The sequence below is a fragment of the Crenalkalicoccus roseus genome, assembly GCF_004761865.1.
In the GTDB taxonomy this organism is placed as follows: domain Bacteria; phylum Pseudomonadota; class Alphaproteobacteria; order Acetobacterales; family Acetobacteraceae; genus Crenalkalicoccus; species Crenalkalicoccus roseus.
The window spans coordinates 19,346-35,899 of record NZ_SJDM01000017.1; the positions used below are offsets into that span (position 1 = coordinate 19,346).

The window sequence follows — 16,554 nt, forward strand, 5'->3', positions numbered from 1 at the left end:
GCACGAGCCGGAGGCGCGGCCTTGAGCCGCCCCGCCCTCGCCTGGGCCCTCTACGACTGGGCCAACAGCGCCTTTCCCACCGTCGTCTCCACCTTCGTCATCGCCGCCTATTTCGCCACCGCCGTGGCGCCCGACCCCGCCACCGGCCAGGCGCAGTGGGGCTGGATGCAGGCGGCGGCCGCCTTCGCCATCGCCGCGCTCTCCCCCGTGCTCGGGGCGGTGGCGGATGCGGGGGGGCGCAGGCGGGCGATGCTCGCCGCCTCGACCGTGGTGCTCGTGCTCGCGGTCGGGGGCATCTGGTTCGCCCGGCCGCAGCCCTCGGACGTGCTCTGGGCCCTGGCCTGCGTCGGCCTTGCCACCGTCGCCTTCGAGGTCGGCATGGTGTTCTACAACGCCATGCTGCCGCAGGTGGCGGCGCCGGAGCGGATCGGGCGCGTCTCCGGCCTTGCCTGGGGACTTGGCTATGCGGGCGGGCTGGTGTGCCTCGTGCTCTGCCTCGTGGTGCTGGTGCGTCCCGACCCGGCGCCGTTCGGCCTCGACCGCGAGGCGGCGGAGCATGTGCGGGCGACGGCGCTGCTCACCGCGCTCTGGATCGCCGCCTTCGCCTGGCCGGTGCTGCTGGCACTGCCCGACCCGCCGGGGCGGCGCCCCTCCTGGGGCGCGGCGGCGCGGGAGGGGCTGGCGGAGATCCTGGCGGTGCTGCGCGGCCTGCCCTCCCGCCCCTCGATGCTGCGCTTCCTGGTGGCGCGGCTGTTCTACACCGACGGGCTGAACACGCTGTTCGCCTTCGGCGCCATCTACGCCGCCGGCGTGTTCGGCATGGGCTTCGAGGAGATCCTGGTGTTCGGCATCGCGCTGAACGTCACCGCCGGGCTCGGCGCCGCCGCCTTCGGCCTCATCGAGGACCGCCTCGGCTCGAAGCGGACGGTGCTGGTGGCCCTCGCCTCGCTGATCGCGCTCGGCGCGGGGCTGCTCGTGGTGCAGGAAAAGGCGGCCTTCTGGGCGCTCGCCCTCGGCCTCGGCGTCTTCATCGGCCCGGCGCAGGCGGCGAGCCGGGCGCTGATGGCGCGCATCGCCCCGGAGGCGGAGGTGACGGCGCATTTCGGCCTGTTCGCCCTTTCCGGGCGCATCACCGGCTTCCTCGGCCCGGCGACGCTCGCGGCGGTGACCGCCGCCACCGACAGCCAGCGCGCGGGCATGGCGACGATCCTGCTCTTCCTCGGCCTCGGCGCCGCCATCCTGCTCGGCGTCAGGGAGGAGCGGGAGGTGGTGGTCAGGGCATGAGGTAGAGGTAGGCCGGGAGCGGCTGCGTCAGATCCCTCACCTCCCTCACCCCGGGCACGGTCTCGGCCAGGACGCGGAGCGCGCGGCGGGTCGCCTGGTCGCGGGCGAAGCCGTGCAGCTCCACCACGCCCTCCCGCACCTCGACCGAGAGGTGGAAGGTGTCCACCCAGGGCTCCTTGCGCATGGCGGCGAGGATGGCGCGGCGGATGCGCTCGTCCGACAGGCGCTCCTCCTGCCGGTCGGGCGGCGCGGTGAGGGCGCGCAGCAGGTCGGCGCGGGAGACGATGCCGCGCAGCCGCCCCTCCCGCACCACCAGCACCCGGCGGATCCTCCTCTCCTCCAGCAGGTGCGCGATGTGCGCGGCGGTCGCGTCCTCGGGGACGGTGACGAGTTGCGTCGTCATCACCTCGGCGGCGGTGGTGCCGTGGGTGCGGGCGTAGCGGTCGGCGGCCCGGGACGGGTCGGCGAACAGGCCGGCGAGCCAGCCGCGCCGCTCGTCCTCCTCCCCGGCGAGGCGGCGGAGCAGGTCGGATTCGGTGACGATGCCGAGCAGGGTGCCCTCCCGGTCCAGCACCGGAACGGCGGAGATGCCGCGGTCGGCGAGCAGCCGGGCCACCGCTTGCACCGGCATGTCGGGCGGCACCGTGACCACGTCGGGGGTCATCAGGTCCCGGGCGGTCAGGGCGGCCATGGCACGGTCCTCCTTCGCGGGGCCGCGTCCGCTCGGTTGCGATCGCGGAAACGGCTCCAGACTGTCGCCTGCGGGCGGGTTCCGCGCTCCCGGCCGCCTCCCGGCCGCGCGCGATCTGCCCCAGCGCGGGCAGGCTGCCAGGGACGCGGCGCCCGCGCCTTGACGCAGCGCAAGCCGGCGCCGCTACAGGAACCCCACCGGGTCCACGTCCACCTGCACCCGCACGCTGCCCGGCACCTCCACCCGCCCCAGCCATTCGCGCAGGATCGGCTGCACCGCGATGTCGCGCCGCGTCTTGAGCAGCAGCCGCCGCCGGTGCCGCCCGCGCAGCATGGCGAGCGGCGCCGGCGCCGGGCCCAGCACCTGCACCCCCTCCCCTCCCGGCGCGGCGAGGCCGAGGTCGCGCGCGACGCGATCCGCCTCCCGCTCCTCCTCCGAGGAGACGATCAGCGCGGCGAGGCGGCCGAAGGGCGGCCAGCCGCCGGGGCGACGCATCGCCGCCTCCTCGCGCATGAAGGCGTCGAGGTCGCCGCCGACCAGCGCCTTCATCACCGGATGCTCGGGGCTGAAGGTCTGCAGCAGCACCCGCCCCGGCGCCTCCGCCCGGCCGGCGCGGCCGGCGACCTGGTGGAGGAGCTGCACCGTGCGCTCCGCCGCCCTCAAATCGCCACCGGCGAGGCCCAGATCGGCATCCACCACGCCGACCAGGGTGAGATGCGGGAAGTGCCAGCCCTTGGCCACGATCTGGGTGCCGATGATCAGGTCCACCGCGCGGTCCTGGATGGACTGCGCCGCCGCCGCCGCCGCCGCCGGCCCGGGAATGCTGTCGGAGGCCATGACCAGCACCCGCGCCTCGGGCCAGAGGGTGCGCGCCTCCTCCATCACCCGCTCGACGCCGGGGCCGACCGCGGCGAGGGTGCCGGCATGGCCGCATTCCGGGCATTCCGCCGGCACCGGCTCGGCATGGCCGCAATGGTGGCATTGCAGGCGCCGCTGCGCCCGGTGCTCCACCAGCCAGGCGGTGCAGTTCGGGCAGCGCAGCCGGTGGCCGCAGGTGCGGCAGAGCGTGAGCGGGGCGTAGCCGCGGCGGTTCAGGAACAGCATCGCCTGCTCTCCCCGCGCCAGCGCCTCGCCCGCCGCGGCGATCAGGGGCGGGGAGAGGAAGCGGCCGCGCTCGGGCGGCGCGGCGCGGAGGTCCACCGCCTCCACCGAGGGCAGGCGGGCGCCGCCATGGCGCTGCGGCAGGTGCAGCGCGGCGTAGCGCCCGGTCTCGGCATTGGTCAGCGTCTCGAGCGAGGGGGTGGCGCTGACCAGCACGCAGGCGGCGCCGGCGAGGCGGGCGCGCACCACCGCCATGTCGCGGGCGTTGTAGACGACGCCGTCCTCCTGCTTGAAGGCGGTCTCGTGCTCCTCGTCCACCACCACCAGCCCGAGATCGGGGAAGGGCAGGAACAGGGCGGAGCGGGCGCCGACCACGACCGGCGCCTCGCCTTCCGCCACCGCGCGCCAGGTGTCGCGGCGGGTGCGGGAGCCGATCTCGGAATGCCACAGTGCCGGGGCGACGCCGAAGCGGGCGCGGAAGCGGTCGAGCCACTGGGCGGAGAGGGCGATCTCCGGCAGCAGCACCAGCGCCTGCCGGCCCTGGCGCAGCGCCTCGGCCACCGCATCCAGATAGACCTCGGTCTTGCCCGAGCCGGTGACGCCGGTGAGCAGCGTCACGCCGAAGCGACGCGCCGAGACGCGCGCGCGCAGCGTGGCCGCCGCCCCGACCTGCGCACCGGACAGCGCCGGGCCAGGGTGGTCCGGATCGGGCCGGGCGAAGCGGGGCCGGCGCGGCAGCAGGGCGGGGCGGATCAGCCCGGCATCGGCCATGCCGCGCAGCACGGAGAGCGAGACCTTCGCCACCTCGGCCAGCGCCGCGCCGGCATACACCTCGCCGGGCGCCATGGCGTCCAGCACCCGCCGGCGCTCCGGCGTGAGGCGCGGGCGGTGATTGGCGCCGGGCTCGGCCAGGGTCCAGCCGGCCTGGGGTGTGGGGGGCTCGAGGGCCGCGGGCACGCTCATTGCCATGCGCAGCACCGCGCCGGGCGGGCTCAGCGTATAGGCCGCGACCCAGTCCACGAAACGGCGCAGGCTCTCGGTCATTGGAGGCGCCGGCAGGATTTCGAGCACGGGTCGCAGGCGGTGGTCCGGCACGGGCCTTTCGTCCGGCTCCTGTTCCGCGTCCCAGACGACGCCGATTGTTTCCCTTTGATTGAGCGGAACGACGACGAATTCCCCTGGACGGGGCGCCCCCTTCGGGGGCAGGCGGTAGTCATAGGCCCCGGCCAGTGGCAGGGGCAGCAGGACGCGCACCCGTGGCATGGATGCAACGCCGGGCGTGTCCTGTCTGCCGCTCTGCTTTCCGGGGCCCCGAGCCATGGGCTATCCTTTATAGGAACAAAGCTGAAACGACTACCCGGCCATAGGCCGTGAGGATCCCGCCATGAAGTTCTTCGTGGACACCGCCGAGGTGTCGGAGATCCGTTCCCTGGCCGAGGCGGGCCTGGTGGACGGCGTGACCACCAACCCGAGCCTGATCGCAAAATCGGGACGCCGCATGGCGGAGGTGATCGAGGAGATCTGCGCCATCACCCCGGGCCCCGTCTCCGCCGAGGTCACCGCCACCGAGTTCGAGGACATGCTGGCCGAGGGGCGGCACCTGCGCGCCATCGCCTCCAACGTCGCGGTGAAGGTGCCGCTGACCGAGGCGGGGCTGCGCGCCTGCCGGGTCCTGTCCGGCGAGGGGACGCTGGTGAACGTCACCCTCTGCTTCACCCCGGCGCAGGCGCTGCTGGCGGCCAAGGCGGGGGCGGCCTTCGTCTCCCCCTTCGTCGGCCGGCTCGACGACATCGCCACCGACGGCATGCGGCTGATCGCCGACGTGGTGGCGATCTTCCGCAACTACCCGCAGCTCAAGACGGAGGTACTGGTCGCATCCATCCGCCACCCCATCCACCTGGTCGAGGCCGCGAAGCTCGGCGCGGGCGTCGCCACCCTGCCGCCTGCGGTGATCCGCCAACTCCTGAAGCATCCGCTGACCGACCGGGGCCTCGAGGCCTTCCTGGCGGATTGGCGCAAGACAGGGCAGAGCATCCTGTGACACTTCCCCTTCCGCAGAGGCGTCCCGATGCCGAGGCAGAACTGCCGGAGGCGGAGGCGGTGGCCGCCTTCCTCGCAGCCCATCCGGACTTCCTGGCGGAGCGGCCGGACCTCTACCGGATCCTCACCCCCCCGCGCCGGGTGCACGGAGAGCGGCTGGCCGACCACATGGCCGCCATGCTCTCCGCCGAGCGGCGCCGCGTCCGCTCGCTGGAGGCGGAGATGGAGGCCGCCGTCGCGGTCGGGCGCGCCGGCAACGGCCTGAACGTGCGGGTGCGTCTTGCCGTGCTGGCGCTGATGCGCGCCCAGGACGTGACCGAGACGGTGACGCAAGAGGTGCCGGCGCTGCTCGGCGTCGAGACCTGCACCCTGCTTTCCGAGCAGCCGGACCGCCGCGGCGTCGTGAAGCTGCCGCGGGGCACGGTGGCGCGCCTGCTCGGCCCGGGCCGCGACGCGGTGGTGCGCGCGGTGCCGACCGAGACCGAGCTGCTGCACCAGGAGGCGGCGCCGCTGGTGGCGCGCGACGCGCTGGCCCGCGTGCCGCTGTGGACCGGGCAGCCCACCCTGCTCGCCCTCGGCGCGCGCGACCCGGCGGCCCTGCCGGCGCGACAGGCCAACGCCACCCTGGCCTTCCTCGGCCGCGTGGTGGCGGCGGCGATGGCGCGCTGAGGCCGTGCCCGCCCGGCTCCGCGGCTTCCCGACGCGCGGCACCGCGCCATGACCGCCGCCGAGGCCCGGGCCCGCTACCTCGACTGGCTGGCGCGGGAACGCCGCGCCGCCGCCAACACGGTCGAGGCCTATGGCCGCGACCTCGCGGACTTCCTGCAGTTCCTCGCCGGGCACATGGGGGGCGAGGTGGACCTCGCCGCGCTCCGCCCGGGCGACATCCGCGCCTTCCTCGCCGCCCGCGCCATGGGAGGGGCCGGCCTGGCCACACGCGCCCGCCAGCTCGCCGCGGTGCGCGGCTTCCTGCGCTGGCTGGCGCGGACCCGGGGGCTGCCGACGGCGGCGCTGAGCGGGCTGCGCGGCCCGCGCCTGAAGCCCCCGGTGCCCCGCGCGTTGACGCCCGGCCAGGCGCGCGAGGTGGTGGAGCAGGCCGGCACGGTGCACGACCCCGACCGGGCCGAGCTGCCGGCGCAGCAGGCGGCGCGCGATGTGGCGCTGTTCGCGCTGCTCTACGGTTGCGGGCTCCGCCTCGGCGAGGCGCTCGCCCTCGATGTGCGCGACGCGCCGCGGGAGGGGGAGAAGGCGGCGCTGCGCGTCACCGGCAAGGGCGGGCGGCAGCGCATGGTGCCGGTGCTGCCCGCGGTGCGCCGGGCGATCGCCGACTATCTGCGGCTGCGCCCCGGCGCCCGGCCGGAGGAGCCGCTGTTCCTCGGCGCCCGCGGCGGCCGCCTGGATGCCGCGGTGGCGCAGCGCTCCCTGCGCCTCTACCGGCGCCTCGCGGGTCTGCCGGAACACGCCACGCCCCACGCGCTGCGGCACAGCTTCGCGACACACCTGCTGGCCGGCGGGGCGGATCTGCGTGCGATCCAGGAACTGCTCGGCCATGCGAGCCTTTCCACCACCCAGCGCTATACGGCGGTGGACGCGGCGGCGCTGCTCTCCACCTGGCGGCGCGCGCATCCGCGAGCCGACTGACGGCGCACGGAGCGCCCGCCTGCCAAGAGGAAGGATGCCCGGGGATTGGTAGGCACGCTAGACCGTTTTCTGTTTACTCGGACGCATATTGGCGAGGCAGTTTTTGACTCGTCTGGGGATGCAGGTGTCGAGCACGCGGCCGAGGTGGTCCGGAGCGCCGGTGGCCACGTCGGGCCGGTCTTGCCCGGCCGCTCTCAGCGACTTTTTGTGTCGCAAGCCGAGCCGGCGCAGCGTCGCCCAGATCGTCGTCAGCGAGCCGGCCCGGATCTCCCTTTGCTGCTAGCTCGGCCTGGAGCTCCGCTAGTGTGATCCCCGGCTTTGCTTCGATCAGCTCGCGTAGCAGATCCTTGTGGCCGGCCAGCAGCGGCTTGCGGTAGCCGCCGATCCGGGCCGGGGCGGCGCTGCCGGTTTCCCGGACAAGCCACTCGCGCAGGTCCGCCGACAAGGGTGCCGTCATCGCCGCCTTGACGCTCAACAGGCAGCGTCGAATCAGAACCCGCGAGTCCGCGCAGCCTCAAACCGCTCCAACTTGCGCCGGAGCGTTGGCCACTGCTGACGGCTCTCTTTGGCATAAGCTGCAACATCCGCCTGTCTCACCTATCCGAAGGAGGCCTATCTCCGCATAGGCGGGGGCATCCGGAGCGCCCGCTTGCGAATCCATGCTTTCAGGGGTCCATCCCCGCGTGGGCGGGGGCACCTGGCTTCCGGCGGCTCGAGTGGGTGAAGACGCGGGTCCATCCCCGCGTGGGCGGGGGCACCTCGTCCTCGCAGCGCGACACGGAAGCCATCAGCGGTCCATCCCCGCGTGGGCGGGGGCACCATCCCGAGCAGGCTCGGCACGTAGGGCGCGGCGGGTCCATCCCCGCGTGGGCGGGGGCACCACCGCGCCGGCCTCGCCGGGCTTCTCGCAGCGGGGTCCATCCCCGCGTGGGCGGGGGCACCCGAGAGCGGCGACGAGGATTTGGCGATGGACAGGGTCCATCCCCGCGTGGGCGGGGGCACCTTGCGCGGCGAGTCCGCGGCGCGGGCAGCGGCGGGTCCATCCCCGCGTGGGCGGGGGCACCCCGCCTGCCGGAGAGCCGGGGCGACGGCGACAAGGTCCATCCCCGCGTGGGCGGGGGCACCGCGGACATGGCCGCCCCGGTCAAGCCTTGCGCCAGCGCATTCAGACGCTGGCGCTCCTCGCCCTCCTCGGCGAGCGCCCTGATCGCTGCCCGGTTGGCGACAGGGACACGCCGGGTGTGGAAACCCTCGGTCTTGCCCTTCCCGCGGGCGAGCGCGGCGGCCAGGATCTCGACGGCGTCCCCATCCTCGGGCTCGGGCCTGGCGAGCAGCGGCCGGTCGAAGGAGCGTTCCTCGCCGCTGCCCGGCACCAGCAGCTCCTTCATCCGCCGCCAGCCGAACCCGTCGCCGGTGATCGAGAGCACCTTCGCGCCGTCCTTGCCACCGGTCTCGACCGGCGCCCAGGGATCGCCGGTGACGCCCTTGAGGTCCTTCGCCGCGACCCGCGCCGCGGCGGTGCTGGTGCCGCGGGCGCGCAAGCCACCGCGCGGAGCGGCCTCCAGCCGCACGCGGCGGCAGATCTCGATGACGAGCGGATGCAGCTCCGCGATGGACAGGGACTGCGTGCCGTCCCAGGGCTCGAGCCACAGCAGCTTCACGGCACGAACTGTGGCAAAGCCTTGCGTCCCGGCGTAGAGCGTCTCGCGCTGCCGCCGCAGCACCGCGAGGTCGCGCACCGCTGCCCTGGCCGCCCACCGGCCGGCATCGCCCCGAGAAAGGGGCGGCTGCCATAGCCGCGATTCATGCGCATGATGCCGTTCAGCTTCTTGCCGCCATAGCCCTCGGTGGTCTGCAGGTTGACGAGGGCAAAGAGCCAATCCTCCGGCCTTGCCGCGATCATCCGCGCCGCCTTCAGATCGTGGTTCTTGCTGGTAACGAGCGGGTCGAGCTCGTCCGGGGTGAGGATGCTGACGTTGTAGGCCGCCATGTCACCCCCCGGCGCCGCCGATTGCAGGAAGGCCGGTGCATCCGCCCGCGCGACCAGGCACCAGGGCTCGTCCTCAGGCCAGTCCGTCGTCAGGGCGCGCAGCGCCGCCGCCCAACCGTCTGCGTCCTGCGGCACCTCGCCCTGCTCGGTGGCCAGGAAGGCGAGCTGCACCAGGAAGGCGTGCCAGGCCGGTGCCTGATGCGGCCGCAGCGCGGGGAAGTCCGAAACCGCATCCTCGGCGAGCAGCGAAAGCAGCTCCGGAAGGGTCGCGCCGACTGATCCAGCACGCGTGGTCAGGGTGATGACCGCATCGGCAAGCAGGTTGTGCATGGCGCCCCCGAGCAGGCCGCCTCGGCACAGGGTCATCCGCCCTCGACCCGCTGCAGCCCAAGTCTTCCATAATGGAAACACGATTCGCCAGCCCGCAGCAGCAACCCATCCGCGGCCTCCTCCGCCTGCGCCACTTCCACCCCTTTGCCAAGCTCCCCCGCCATCCAGCCAGGCACGACAACTTCCTCCAGCATGCTGCCGAAGGGACTTGCCGATGGCGGCTCCAGACGCAGGCGGCGATCGTCCGTGCCGAGCCGGGTGCCGATCCGCTCGTCCAGCCGGCGCGGGAACGTCATGTCGAGCAGGTCCTCCTCCCAGCGCAGTGCGATACTGCCCGCCTGCTGGAACTGCGCCGACTCGATGCCCAGGAGATCCTGCCGCAGCTTCTGCCAGGCGGGCCCGAGTGCCTCGGCGATGCCCGTGAGTGCCTCGGGATGTGTCGCGTGCTCGACCAGCAGCCGGTTGTCGCCAGGCAGCCGCAGCAGGGATCTCTCCTCCAGCAGCCGCCAGGTCGCCTCCACGGTGAGCAGGTTCGGATAGACCGTGCCGCCCAGGCCGTGCCGCGGCAGTCCGCGGGACCGGCCGGGCAGGAAGGGAGACAGGTCGCGCTCCGCCGGCACCAGGACGATGGCCACCGCGTCCTCGAACCCCGCCGGCCGCGCCCGCTCATGCCGGTGCAGCCGCCCCAGGCGCTGCAGCAGCACATCCATCGGGCAGAGATCGGTCAGCAGCAGGTCGGCGTCGATGTCGAGCGACTGCTCCAGGGTCTGCGAGCCGACCAGCACGCAGCCTCCCTCGCGCCCGGCCCATTTGCCGAAGCGCGCCTCCACGGCGGCGTCGAGCACGCGCCGGTCCGGTGCGGCGAAGCGGCCGTGGTGCGGTGCCACCACCCCGTTGGCGCGGAACAGCACAGCGTCATCCGGCGCGGCCGCCGCCTCCAGCGCGCGTTGCGCAGCGAGCACGCCGGCGACGGTGTTGCGCACCACCAGGACGCGGGCGCCGTGCCGTGCCGCGGCGAGGGCCGTGGCGGCGACCGCCTCCGGCGCGTCCAGCCAGGCTTCGAGCCGTGGCGCGACCCGCCTCTCCCTCCCTTCGTCCTTGATACCCCGCAGCCCGCTCCGGTCGGAGATCGCCGGATAGGGTGCGGCCTCCGCTTCGGCGAGCGGCGGTATGGCGGGCTTGGCCGAGGGCGCCGGCATGAGCAGCCGCTGGCGGGCCGCCACTCCGAGCGTCGCCGAAAGCAGCAGAGCATGGCCGCCCGCCGCCTGGTGGCGCGCGAGCAGCGTGCGCAGAAGGCCGCTCATGTAGGCGTCCGAGGCATGCACCTCGTCCACCACGAGCAGCGCACGCAGCAGGCAGGCGCCGCGCAGATGCGCGTGCCGCACCTTCAGCGCCGCGAGCAGAGCCTGATCCACCGTGCCCACCACCACCGTGCCGGCGAGGCTGCGCTTCGGGCTCTCCGCCGCCCAGCGCCGATGCGCCGCCTCCTGGTCCTCGCTGTCGGGCCACAGCACCTCGAACCCCGGCAGCCTTGCCCCCTCCTCGCCATCGGCGCGCAGATAGCCAGGCACGGCGAGCACGGTGTTCGGTCGCGTCGCCGGGTCCGGCCACATCGCCTCGACCGCCCGCCGCACGCGAGCCTCGATCTGCACCGCCGCGGTGCGTGTCGGCAGCAGGAAGGCAAGGCCATCCACCGCGCCGACCGCCATCAGGGAGCGGAAGCGCCAGAGCGCCGCCTCGGTCTTTCCGGCGCCCGTCGCCGCCTCGGCGACAACGATCGGGCCAAGGTCGAGGCCGGCCATCGCCACCTGGAGCGGCTTCGGCGTGAGCGGCCCGTGCCGCTCGCGGAACACGGCGCCGAAGTCCGGGGCGGCCCGCACCAGGGCCGAGCGGGCCGGGCCGGGGTCCAGCCGCATGGCACGCAGCACCTCCCGGGCTCGGGTGCGCGCGAAGGCCCACCGATCGTCCGTACCGTCGCCCTCGAAGGGGAAGAAGCCCGGCGCCGGGTTGGAAGCGATCCAGTCGGCAAGGGACAGCAAGCCCGCGAAGCCGTGCAGCAGAGGGAACGGCAACGGCGGCAGTTGCTCCGCTGCACGCAGACTGTCGGGCAGCCAGGCGGCGAGCGCGTGGCAGAGGGCGCGCGCCTCGGCGACCGGATCGTACCCCTCGGCCGGTTGCCACAGCGCCGCGTGGCGCGACGCCTCGTCCGAGAGCGACGCGCACGATACCGGCTCGCCATGATGGCCGAGCGCGGCGAGCAGGAGCGTGCCGGCGGGGGTTGCCGGCTTGAGGAAGGCGCCGGCGTCCGGGATGGCAATGGGGCGGCCGCCGAACGGCCGGAACAGGAGCGGCGCAGCTTCCCGGACATGTCCGGCGATGGGGCTGCCCTCGCGTTCCGCCGGCGGCCTCTGCTTGCCCCAGAAGCCCCGGTTGGCCTTGCCGATGTCGTGCAGGAAGGCCGCCCCGGTCATCGCGGCCCGCTGGTCATCGGTGATCTCGGCGCCCGCCAGCGCGCAAAGCCGGGCCCGGACCGAGGGAAGATCCAGGAGCGCCGCAGTGACGGCCGCGACATCGGCGGCGTGATCCGCCAGGGCAAGAACGGCGTCCGGCCAGGCATCGGAACACCGCCTGCGCAGCTTGCCCCATGCGTGCGGAAAGAGTGTGGCCTGGCCCATCCAGAATGGCTCCTATCCCATGGCCTGGTATCCGGAGGATGTCATGATCGGCGTGCACGGCATGCCGCCATTCACTCTGTCCAATGGCGTCAGAGCTGACTTCTCATCGATCGAGCAGGCAGGCTGCGCCAGCTCTCCGGCTGCTGCCCGTCCTCCAACGCCTCGGCGGTTTCTGGAGTGAGGCCGGAGCGTGTCGCGGCGTCAGCAAGCCGCGCCCGACATGCCGTCCGTGCCAAGCTGTCGCAAGCAGCGCCACCGCCTTGCCGGAGGGGCCAAGCGTGGTCGTCCGCGGCACCTCAGCGGGGCGGCGACAGAGCAGATCGCAAATGGCTGGAACAGCCGGAAGCGCAAATCTGCTCTACAAACTGAACCAGGATCGTTTCTGCGTTCATAGCCAAAGGAAGCGGCTCTAGCACGACATCACGAGATGCAGGCGTGAGGCTCGTCCATTGCCGACACCCGGTCGGATCCGCGCCGCCTCTGTTGCACAAGACACGCTCACCGCCTGGCTGGGCGAACTACCCACCATGCGCACGATTCGTCCGGCGCTGAGGCACCTAGTCTGCTCCGTCTACCGCTCCGGCGCTACGATGTTTGGATGGCCGGTGCGGACGGCAGGCGGCTCCTTGATGCCGATGACGCCCGCATCTGTCGCCCCTTCGGTCTGCCCAGGCTGTCGGACGAGCGGCGGGTGCGTCCGGCCGCCGAGCTCTGCGTACAGTGCGCCGAGCTGGCGGAGGCGAAGGAGAAAGCGGCGCAAGCGGAGCCGTGGCCATGCCGCCAGCAGAGCACGAGAAGTGCCCGCGTTGCGGCAAGCCGACGATCGTCAGGGAGCCGAAGGATGCACCCGGCGCCTACTCCCTCGGCTGCACGGGTTTCCCCACCCACAGATAGCTGGGGATTTGCCGGAGGGATGACGCCGCGCGGCTGACGTCCCACCGAAGCCCCGAGCCGGAGAGAGCCTGTGGATAACGCGGCTAGATCTTGGTGGGCGCACTAGGATTCGAACCTAGGACCCGCTGATTAAGAGTCAGCTGCTCTACCAACTGAGCTATGCGCCCGGCCCGCCCGCAGGGAATGGCCGCCGCCTAGATAGCGCCCGCCGCGGGCTTGTCCAGCCCCGGCGCCGCCCCCGCCTCCCCGAGGCGTGCGGCGAGCAGGAACTCCCGGTTGCCCTCCGGCCCCAGGATCGGGCTCGGCTCCACCCCCAGCACCTGCCAGCCGGGCAGCGAGGCCCACCAGGCGGCGATGCGGTCGCAGACCGCCCGGTGCACCTCCGGGTCGCGCACCACCCCGCCGCGCGCGGCCTGGGGGCCCGCCTCGAATTGCGGCTTGATCAGCGCCACCGCCCAGGCACCCGGCGCGCAAAGGCCGAGCGGTGCGGGCAGCAGGGTGCGCAGCCCGATGAAGCTCGCATCGCAGGTCAGCACCCCGACCGGCTCGGGCACCTGCGCCGGCTCCAGGTAGCGGGCGTTCACCCGCTCCAGCACCACCACGCGCGGGTCGTTGCGCAGCGACCAGGCAAGCTGCCCGTGCCCCACATCCACGGCGTAGACCCTGGCCGCGCCATGGTGCAGCAGAACATGGGTGAAGCCACCGGTGGAGGCGCCGATGTCGAGGCAGACCCTGCCCGCCGGGGACAGGCCGAAATGCCGCAGCGCATGGTCGAGCTTCACCCCGCCGCGGGAGACCCAGGGGTGATCCTGGCCGCGGACCTCGAGCGGACGGTCCGCGGCCAGGGCCTGGCCGGGCTTCTCCACCCGCTGCCCGCCGGAGAACACCTTGCCCGCCAGGATCAGCGCCTGGGCCCGGGCGCGGCTCTCGACCAGTCCGCGCTCCACCAGAAGCTGGTCCGCCCGCGCCTTGGCGGGCCCCTTCATCGCCCTGCCGCGCCGGCCCCCGGCGCGCTCCGGGGCCACGCGCCGCCGGCCATGCGGGGGCGCCGCGACACGTTCAGGCCCGGGCGGGGCGGAGCGCCGCCTCCCCCTGCCCCAGCGCCGCCAGCGCGGTGGCGACGATGTGCGGCGCGTTCAGCCCCGCCTCGTCGTACTGCTTCCTCGGCGTGTCGTGGTCGATGAAGCGGTCGGGCAGGCACATCGGCCGCACCTTCACCCCGCTCTCCAGCAGACCCTTCCAGGCCAGGTGCTGCAGCACGAAGCTGCCGAAGCCGCCAACCGATCCCTCCTCGATGGTGATCAGCACCTCGTGCTCGCGCGCCAGCCGCTCCACCAGCGCGGTGTCGAGCGGCTTGGCGAAGCGGGCATCGGCGACGGTGGTGGAGAGGCCCCGCGCGCCCAGCTCGTCCGCCGCCTTCAGGCATTCCTGCAGCCGCGCCCCGTAGGAGAGGATGGCGACCGTCGTGCCCTCGCGCAGCACCCGCCCCTTGCCGATCTCGAGCGGCGTGCCGCGCCGCGGCAGCTCCAGGCCCAGCCCCTCGCCGCGCGGGTAGCGGAAGGCGGAGGGCCGGTCGTCGAGCGCGGCGGCGGTCGCCACCATGTGCATCAGCTCGAGTTCGTCCGCCGCCGCCATCAGCACGATGCCCGGCAGGCAGCCGAGATAGGCGATGTCGAAGCTGCCCGCATGGGTCGCGCCGTCGGCGCCGACCAGGCCGGCGCGGTCCATGGCGAAGCGCACCGGCAGGTCCTGCAGCACCACGTCGTGCACCACCTGGTCGTAGGCGCGCTGCAGGAAGGTGGAGTAGATGGCGCAGAAGGGCTTCAGCCCCTCCGTCGCCATGCCGGCGGCGAAGGTGACGGCGTGCTGCTCGGCGATGCCGACGTCGAAGGTGCGCTTCGGGAAGCGCCTGCCGAAGAGGTCGAGCCCGGTGCCCGAGGGCATGGCGGCGTTGACCGCGACGATCCGCTCGTCCGCCTCGGCCTCGGCGATCAGGGCGGTGGCGAAGACCTTGGTGTAGGTCGGCGGCCCCGGGGGAGCCTTCACCTGCTCGCCGGTGATGACGTTGAACTTCTGCACGCCGTGGTACTTGTCGGCCGAGGCCTCGGCCGGGGCGTAGCCCTTGCCCTTCTTGGTCACCACGTGCAGCAGGATCGGCCCCTGGTGGTCCGTGTCGCGCAGGTTGCGCAGCACCGGCAGCAGGTGGTCGAGGTCGTGGCCGTCGAGCGGCCCGACGTAGTAGAAGCCGAGCTCCTCGAACAGCGTCCCCCCGGTCAGCAGGCCGCGCGCGTACTCGTCGGCGCGCTTGGCCGCGCGCTCGATCGGTGCCGGGAACAGCCGCGCCAGCCTGCCCATCGCCTCGCGCAGCGACAGGAAGGGGCGGGAGGAGATGAGGCGGGAGAGATAGGCGCTCATCGCGCCGACCGGCGGCGCGATGGACATGTCGTTGTCGTTGAGGATGACGATGAGCCGGGCCTTGGAGGCGCCGGCGTTGTTCATGGCCTCGTAGGCCATGCCCGCGCTCATCGCCCCGTCGCCGATCACGCAGACGACGTTGCGGTCGTCGCCCTTGAGGTCGCGCGCCACAGCCATGCCGAGGCCGGCGGAGATGGAGGTGGAGGAGTGCGCCGCGCCGAAGGGGTCGTACTCGCTCTCGCTGCGCCGGGTGAAGCCGGAGAGGCCGCCACCCTGGCGCAGGGTGCGGATGCGGTCGCGCCGCCCGGTCAGGATCTTGTGCGGATAGGCCTGGTGGCCGACGTCCCAGATCAGCCGGTCCCTCGGCGTGTCGAACACGGCGTGGATGGCGACGGTGAGCTCGACCACGCCGAGCGAGGCGCCGAGATGGCCGCCGGTCTGGCTCACCGCGTGGATCGTCTCCGCGCGCAGCTCCTCGGCGAGCTGCTTGAGCTGCTCGGCGGAGAGGTTGCGCAGATCCGCCGGGATCCGGACCCGGTCGAGCAGAGGGGTGGCAGGCGGTGGTGACATCAGCTTCTCCGCTCGATCACGAAATCGGCGAGCGCGCGCAGCAGCCCCGCGCGCTCCCCAAGCCCGTCAAGGTGGTCCTTGGCCTGCGCCACCAGGCGCTCGGCCTGCAGCCGCGCTCGGTCGAGGCCGAGCAGCCCGACCAGGGTGGCCTTGCCCGCGCCGGCGTCCTTGCCGGTGCGCTTGCCGGTCTCCGCCTCGGTCGCGGTGGCGTCCAGCAGGTCGTCGGCGATCTGGAAGGCGGCGCCGAGGTCGCGGCCGTAGCAGCACAGCGCGTGACGCAGCGGCGCCGGCGCCTTGCCGAGGATCGCACCCGCCTCGGCCGAGAACTCGATCAGCTTGCCGGTTTTCATCGTCTGCAGCCGGCCGATGGCGATCTCGTCGAGCGGCGATTCGGCCTCCTCGGCCAGCATGTCGAGCATCTGCCCGCCGCACATCCCCCTCGGCCCGGCGGCGCGGGAGAGGCAGCGCACCAGCTCGGCGCGCACCGCCGGGTCGCTGTGCGTGTCCTCCTCGGCGAGCACGGTGAAGGCGTGCGCCTGCAGCGCGTCCCCGGCGAGGATCGCGGTCGCCTCGTCGAAGGCCCTGTGCACGGTCGGCTTGCCGCGCCGCAGGTCGTCGTCGTCCATTGCCGGCAGGTCGTCGTGCACCAGGGAGTAGGCGTGCACCATCTCGACCGCGGCGGCGACGCGCAGCGCCGCGGCGCGGGAGGCGCTGAACTGCCGCGCCCCCTCGAGCACCAGGAAGCCGCGCAGCCGCTTGCCGCCGCCGATCGCGGCGTAGCGCATCGCCGCGTAGAGCCGCGCCTCCGGCCCCTCGGCCGGCGGCAGCAGCACGTCGAGCGCGGCGTCCATCTCCTGCGCGGCGGCGGCCATGGCGCGCGCGAGGGACAGGCGGTCGGCCTCCCCGGTCGGCCTCATGCGGGG

At 73.5% G+C, this 16,554-nt stretch carries 11 protein-coding genes, 1 tRNA gene and 1 CRISPR repeat array; of the genes, 4 read left to right on the plus strand and 8 right to left on the minus strand.

Annotation, left to right across the window (positions count from 1 at the left end; genetic code table 11):
- Positions 1-21 precede the first annotated feature (21 nt).
- The gene (locus ET526_RS12590; RefSeq protein ID WP_135468058.1) at positions 22-1,284 is read left to right on the plus strand and encodes an MFS transporter; all 1,263 of its coding nucleotides are present in this window, start codon (positions 22-24) and stop codon (positions 1,282-1,284) included.
- Here ET526_RS12590 and ET526_RS12595 read toward each other — a convergent pair.
- On the minus strand, positions 1,274-1,975 hold the full coding sequence (locus ET526_RS12595; protein ID WP_240048375.1) for a CBS domain-containing protein: 702 nt from the start codon (positions 1,973-1,975) through the stop codon (positions 1,274-1,276). The two genes, ET526_RS12590 and ET526_RS12595, sit on opposite strands and share 11 nt — an antisense overlap.
- 183 nt (positions 1,976-2,158) lie before the next feature.
- Complete coding sequence (locus ET526_RS12600; RefSeq protein WP_135468059.1) at positions 2,159-4,396, minus strand: primosomal protein N'; 2,238 nt, start codon at positions 4,394-4,396, stop codon at positions 2,159-2,161.
- Between the two features lie 64 nt (positions 4,397-4,460).
- Here ET526_RS12600 and fsa point away from each other — a divergent pair, with 64 nt between their 5' ends.
- From fsa to ET526_RS12615, 3 genes are read left to right on the plus strand one after another with little or no spacing between them, the layout of a single operon-like run.
- Complete coding sequence (fsa, locus tag ET526_RS12605; protein ID WP_135468060.1) at positions 4,461-5,117, plus strand: fructose-6-phosphate aldolase; 657 nt, start codon at positions 4,461-4,463, stop codon at positions 5,115-5,117.
- Complete coding sequence (locus tag ET526_RS12610; protein ID WP_158295572.1) at positions 5,114-5,785, plus strand: DUF484 family protein; 672 nt, start codon at positions 5,114-5,116, stop codon at positions 5,783-5,785. The genes fsa and ET526_RS12610 overlap by 4 nt, the downstream gene beginning before the upstream one ends.
- 48 nt (positions 5,786-5,833) lie before the next feature.
- On the plus strand, positions 5,834-6,757 hold the full coding sequence (locus ET526_RS12615) for a tyrosine recombinase XerC (RefSeq protein ID WP_135468062.1): 924 nt from the start codon (positions 5,834-5,836) through the stop codon (positions 6,755-6,757).
- A gap of 669 nt (positions 6,758-7,426) precedes the next feature.
- A CRISPR array of direct repeats spans positions 7,427-7,882; the repeat unit is 29 nt; unit sequence GGGTCCATCCCCGCGTGGGCGGGGGCACC.
- 532 nt (positions 7,883-8,414) lie between these two features.
- On the opposite strand, the gene ET526_RS12620 is transcribed toward ET526_RS12615, so the two are convergent.
- The 6 genes from ET526_RS12620 to ET526_RS12645 form a co-directional block, all read right to left on the minus strand.
- On the minus strand, positions 8,415-9,113 hold the full coding sequence (locus ET526_RS12620) for a hypothetical protein (RefSeq protein WP_135468063.1): 699 nt from the start codon (positions 9,111-9,113) through the stop codon (positions 8,415-8,417).
- Entirely contained in the window at positions 9,110-11,752 is a 2,643-nt protein-coding gene (gene cas3, locus ET526_RS12625; RefSeq protein ID WP_135468064.1) for a CRISPR-associated helicase Cas3', read from the minus strand. Before cas3 ends, ET526_RS12620 begins: the two co-directional genes overlap by 4 nt.
- Before the next feature lie 985 nt (positions 11,753-12,737).
- Positions 12,738-12,813, minus strand: a tRNA-Lys gene (locus tag ET526_RS12630).
- Between the two features lie 27 nt (positions 12,814-12,840).
- Positions 12,841-13,632, minus strand: coding sequence for a TlyA family RNA methyltransferase (locus ET526_RS12635; protein ID WP_135468065.1), 792 nt, complete (start codon positions 13,630-13,632; stop codon positions 12,841-12,843).
- 73 nt (positions 13,633-13,705) lie between these two features.
- On the minus strand, positions 13,706-15,631 hold the full coding sequence (dxs, locus tag ET526_RS12640; RefSeq protein ID WP_135468066.1) for a 1-deoxy-D-xylulose-5-phosphate synthase: 1,926 nt from the start codon (positions 15,629-15,631) through the stop codon (positions 13,706-13,708).
- Positions 15,631-16,548, minus strand: a complete 918-nt coding sequence (locus ET526_RS12645; protein WP_240048377.1) for a polyprenyl synthetase family protein — start codon at positions 16,546-16,548, stop codon at positions 15,631-15,633. Before ET526_RS12645 ends, dxs begins: the two co-directional genes overlap by 1 nt.
- Positions 16,549-16,554 lie beyond the last annotated feature (6 nt).

Bases quoted from the DNA above. Each gene is read 5' to 3' on its own strand.
- ET526_RS12595 (WP_240048375.1), bottom strand. From the start codon at position 1,975: ATGGCCGCCCTGACCGCCCGGGACCTGATGACCCCCGACGTGGTCACG.
- ET526_RS12600 (WP_135468059.1), bottom strand. From the start codon at position 4,396: ATGGCTCGGGGCCCCGGAAAGCAGAGCGGCAGACAGGACACGCCCGGC.
- fsa (WP_135468060.1), top strand. From the start codon at position 4,461: ATGAAGTTCTTCGTGGACACCGCCGAGGTGTCGGAGATCCGTTCCCTG.
- ET526_RS12615 (WP_135468062.1), top strand. From the start codon at position 5,834: ATGACCGCCGCCGAGGCCCGGGCCCGCTACCTCGACTGGCTGGCGCGG.
- ET526_RS12620 (WP_135468063.1), bottom strand. From the start codon at position 9,113: ATGACCCTGTGCCGAGGCGGCCTGCTCGGGGGCGCCATGCACAACCTG.
- cas3 (WP_135468064.1), bottom strand. From the start codon at position 11,752: ATGGGCCAGGCCACACTCTTTCCGCACGCATGGGGCAAGCTGCGCAGG.
- ET526_RS12635 (WP_135468065.1), bottom strand. From the start codon at position 13,632: ATGAAGGGGCCCGCCAAGGCGCGGGCGGACCAGCTTCTGGTGGAGCGC.
- dxs (WP_135468066.1), bottom strand. From the start codon at position 15,631: ATGTCACCACCGCCTGCCACCCCTCTGCTCGACCGGGTCCGGATCCCG.
- ET526_RS12645 (WP_240048377.1), bottom strand. From the start codon at position 16,548: ATGAGGCCGACCGGGGAGGCCGACCGCCTGTCCCTCGCGCGCGCCATG.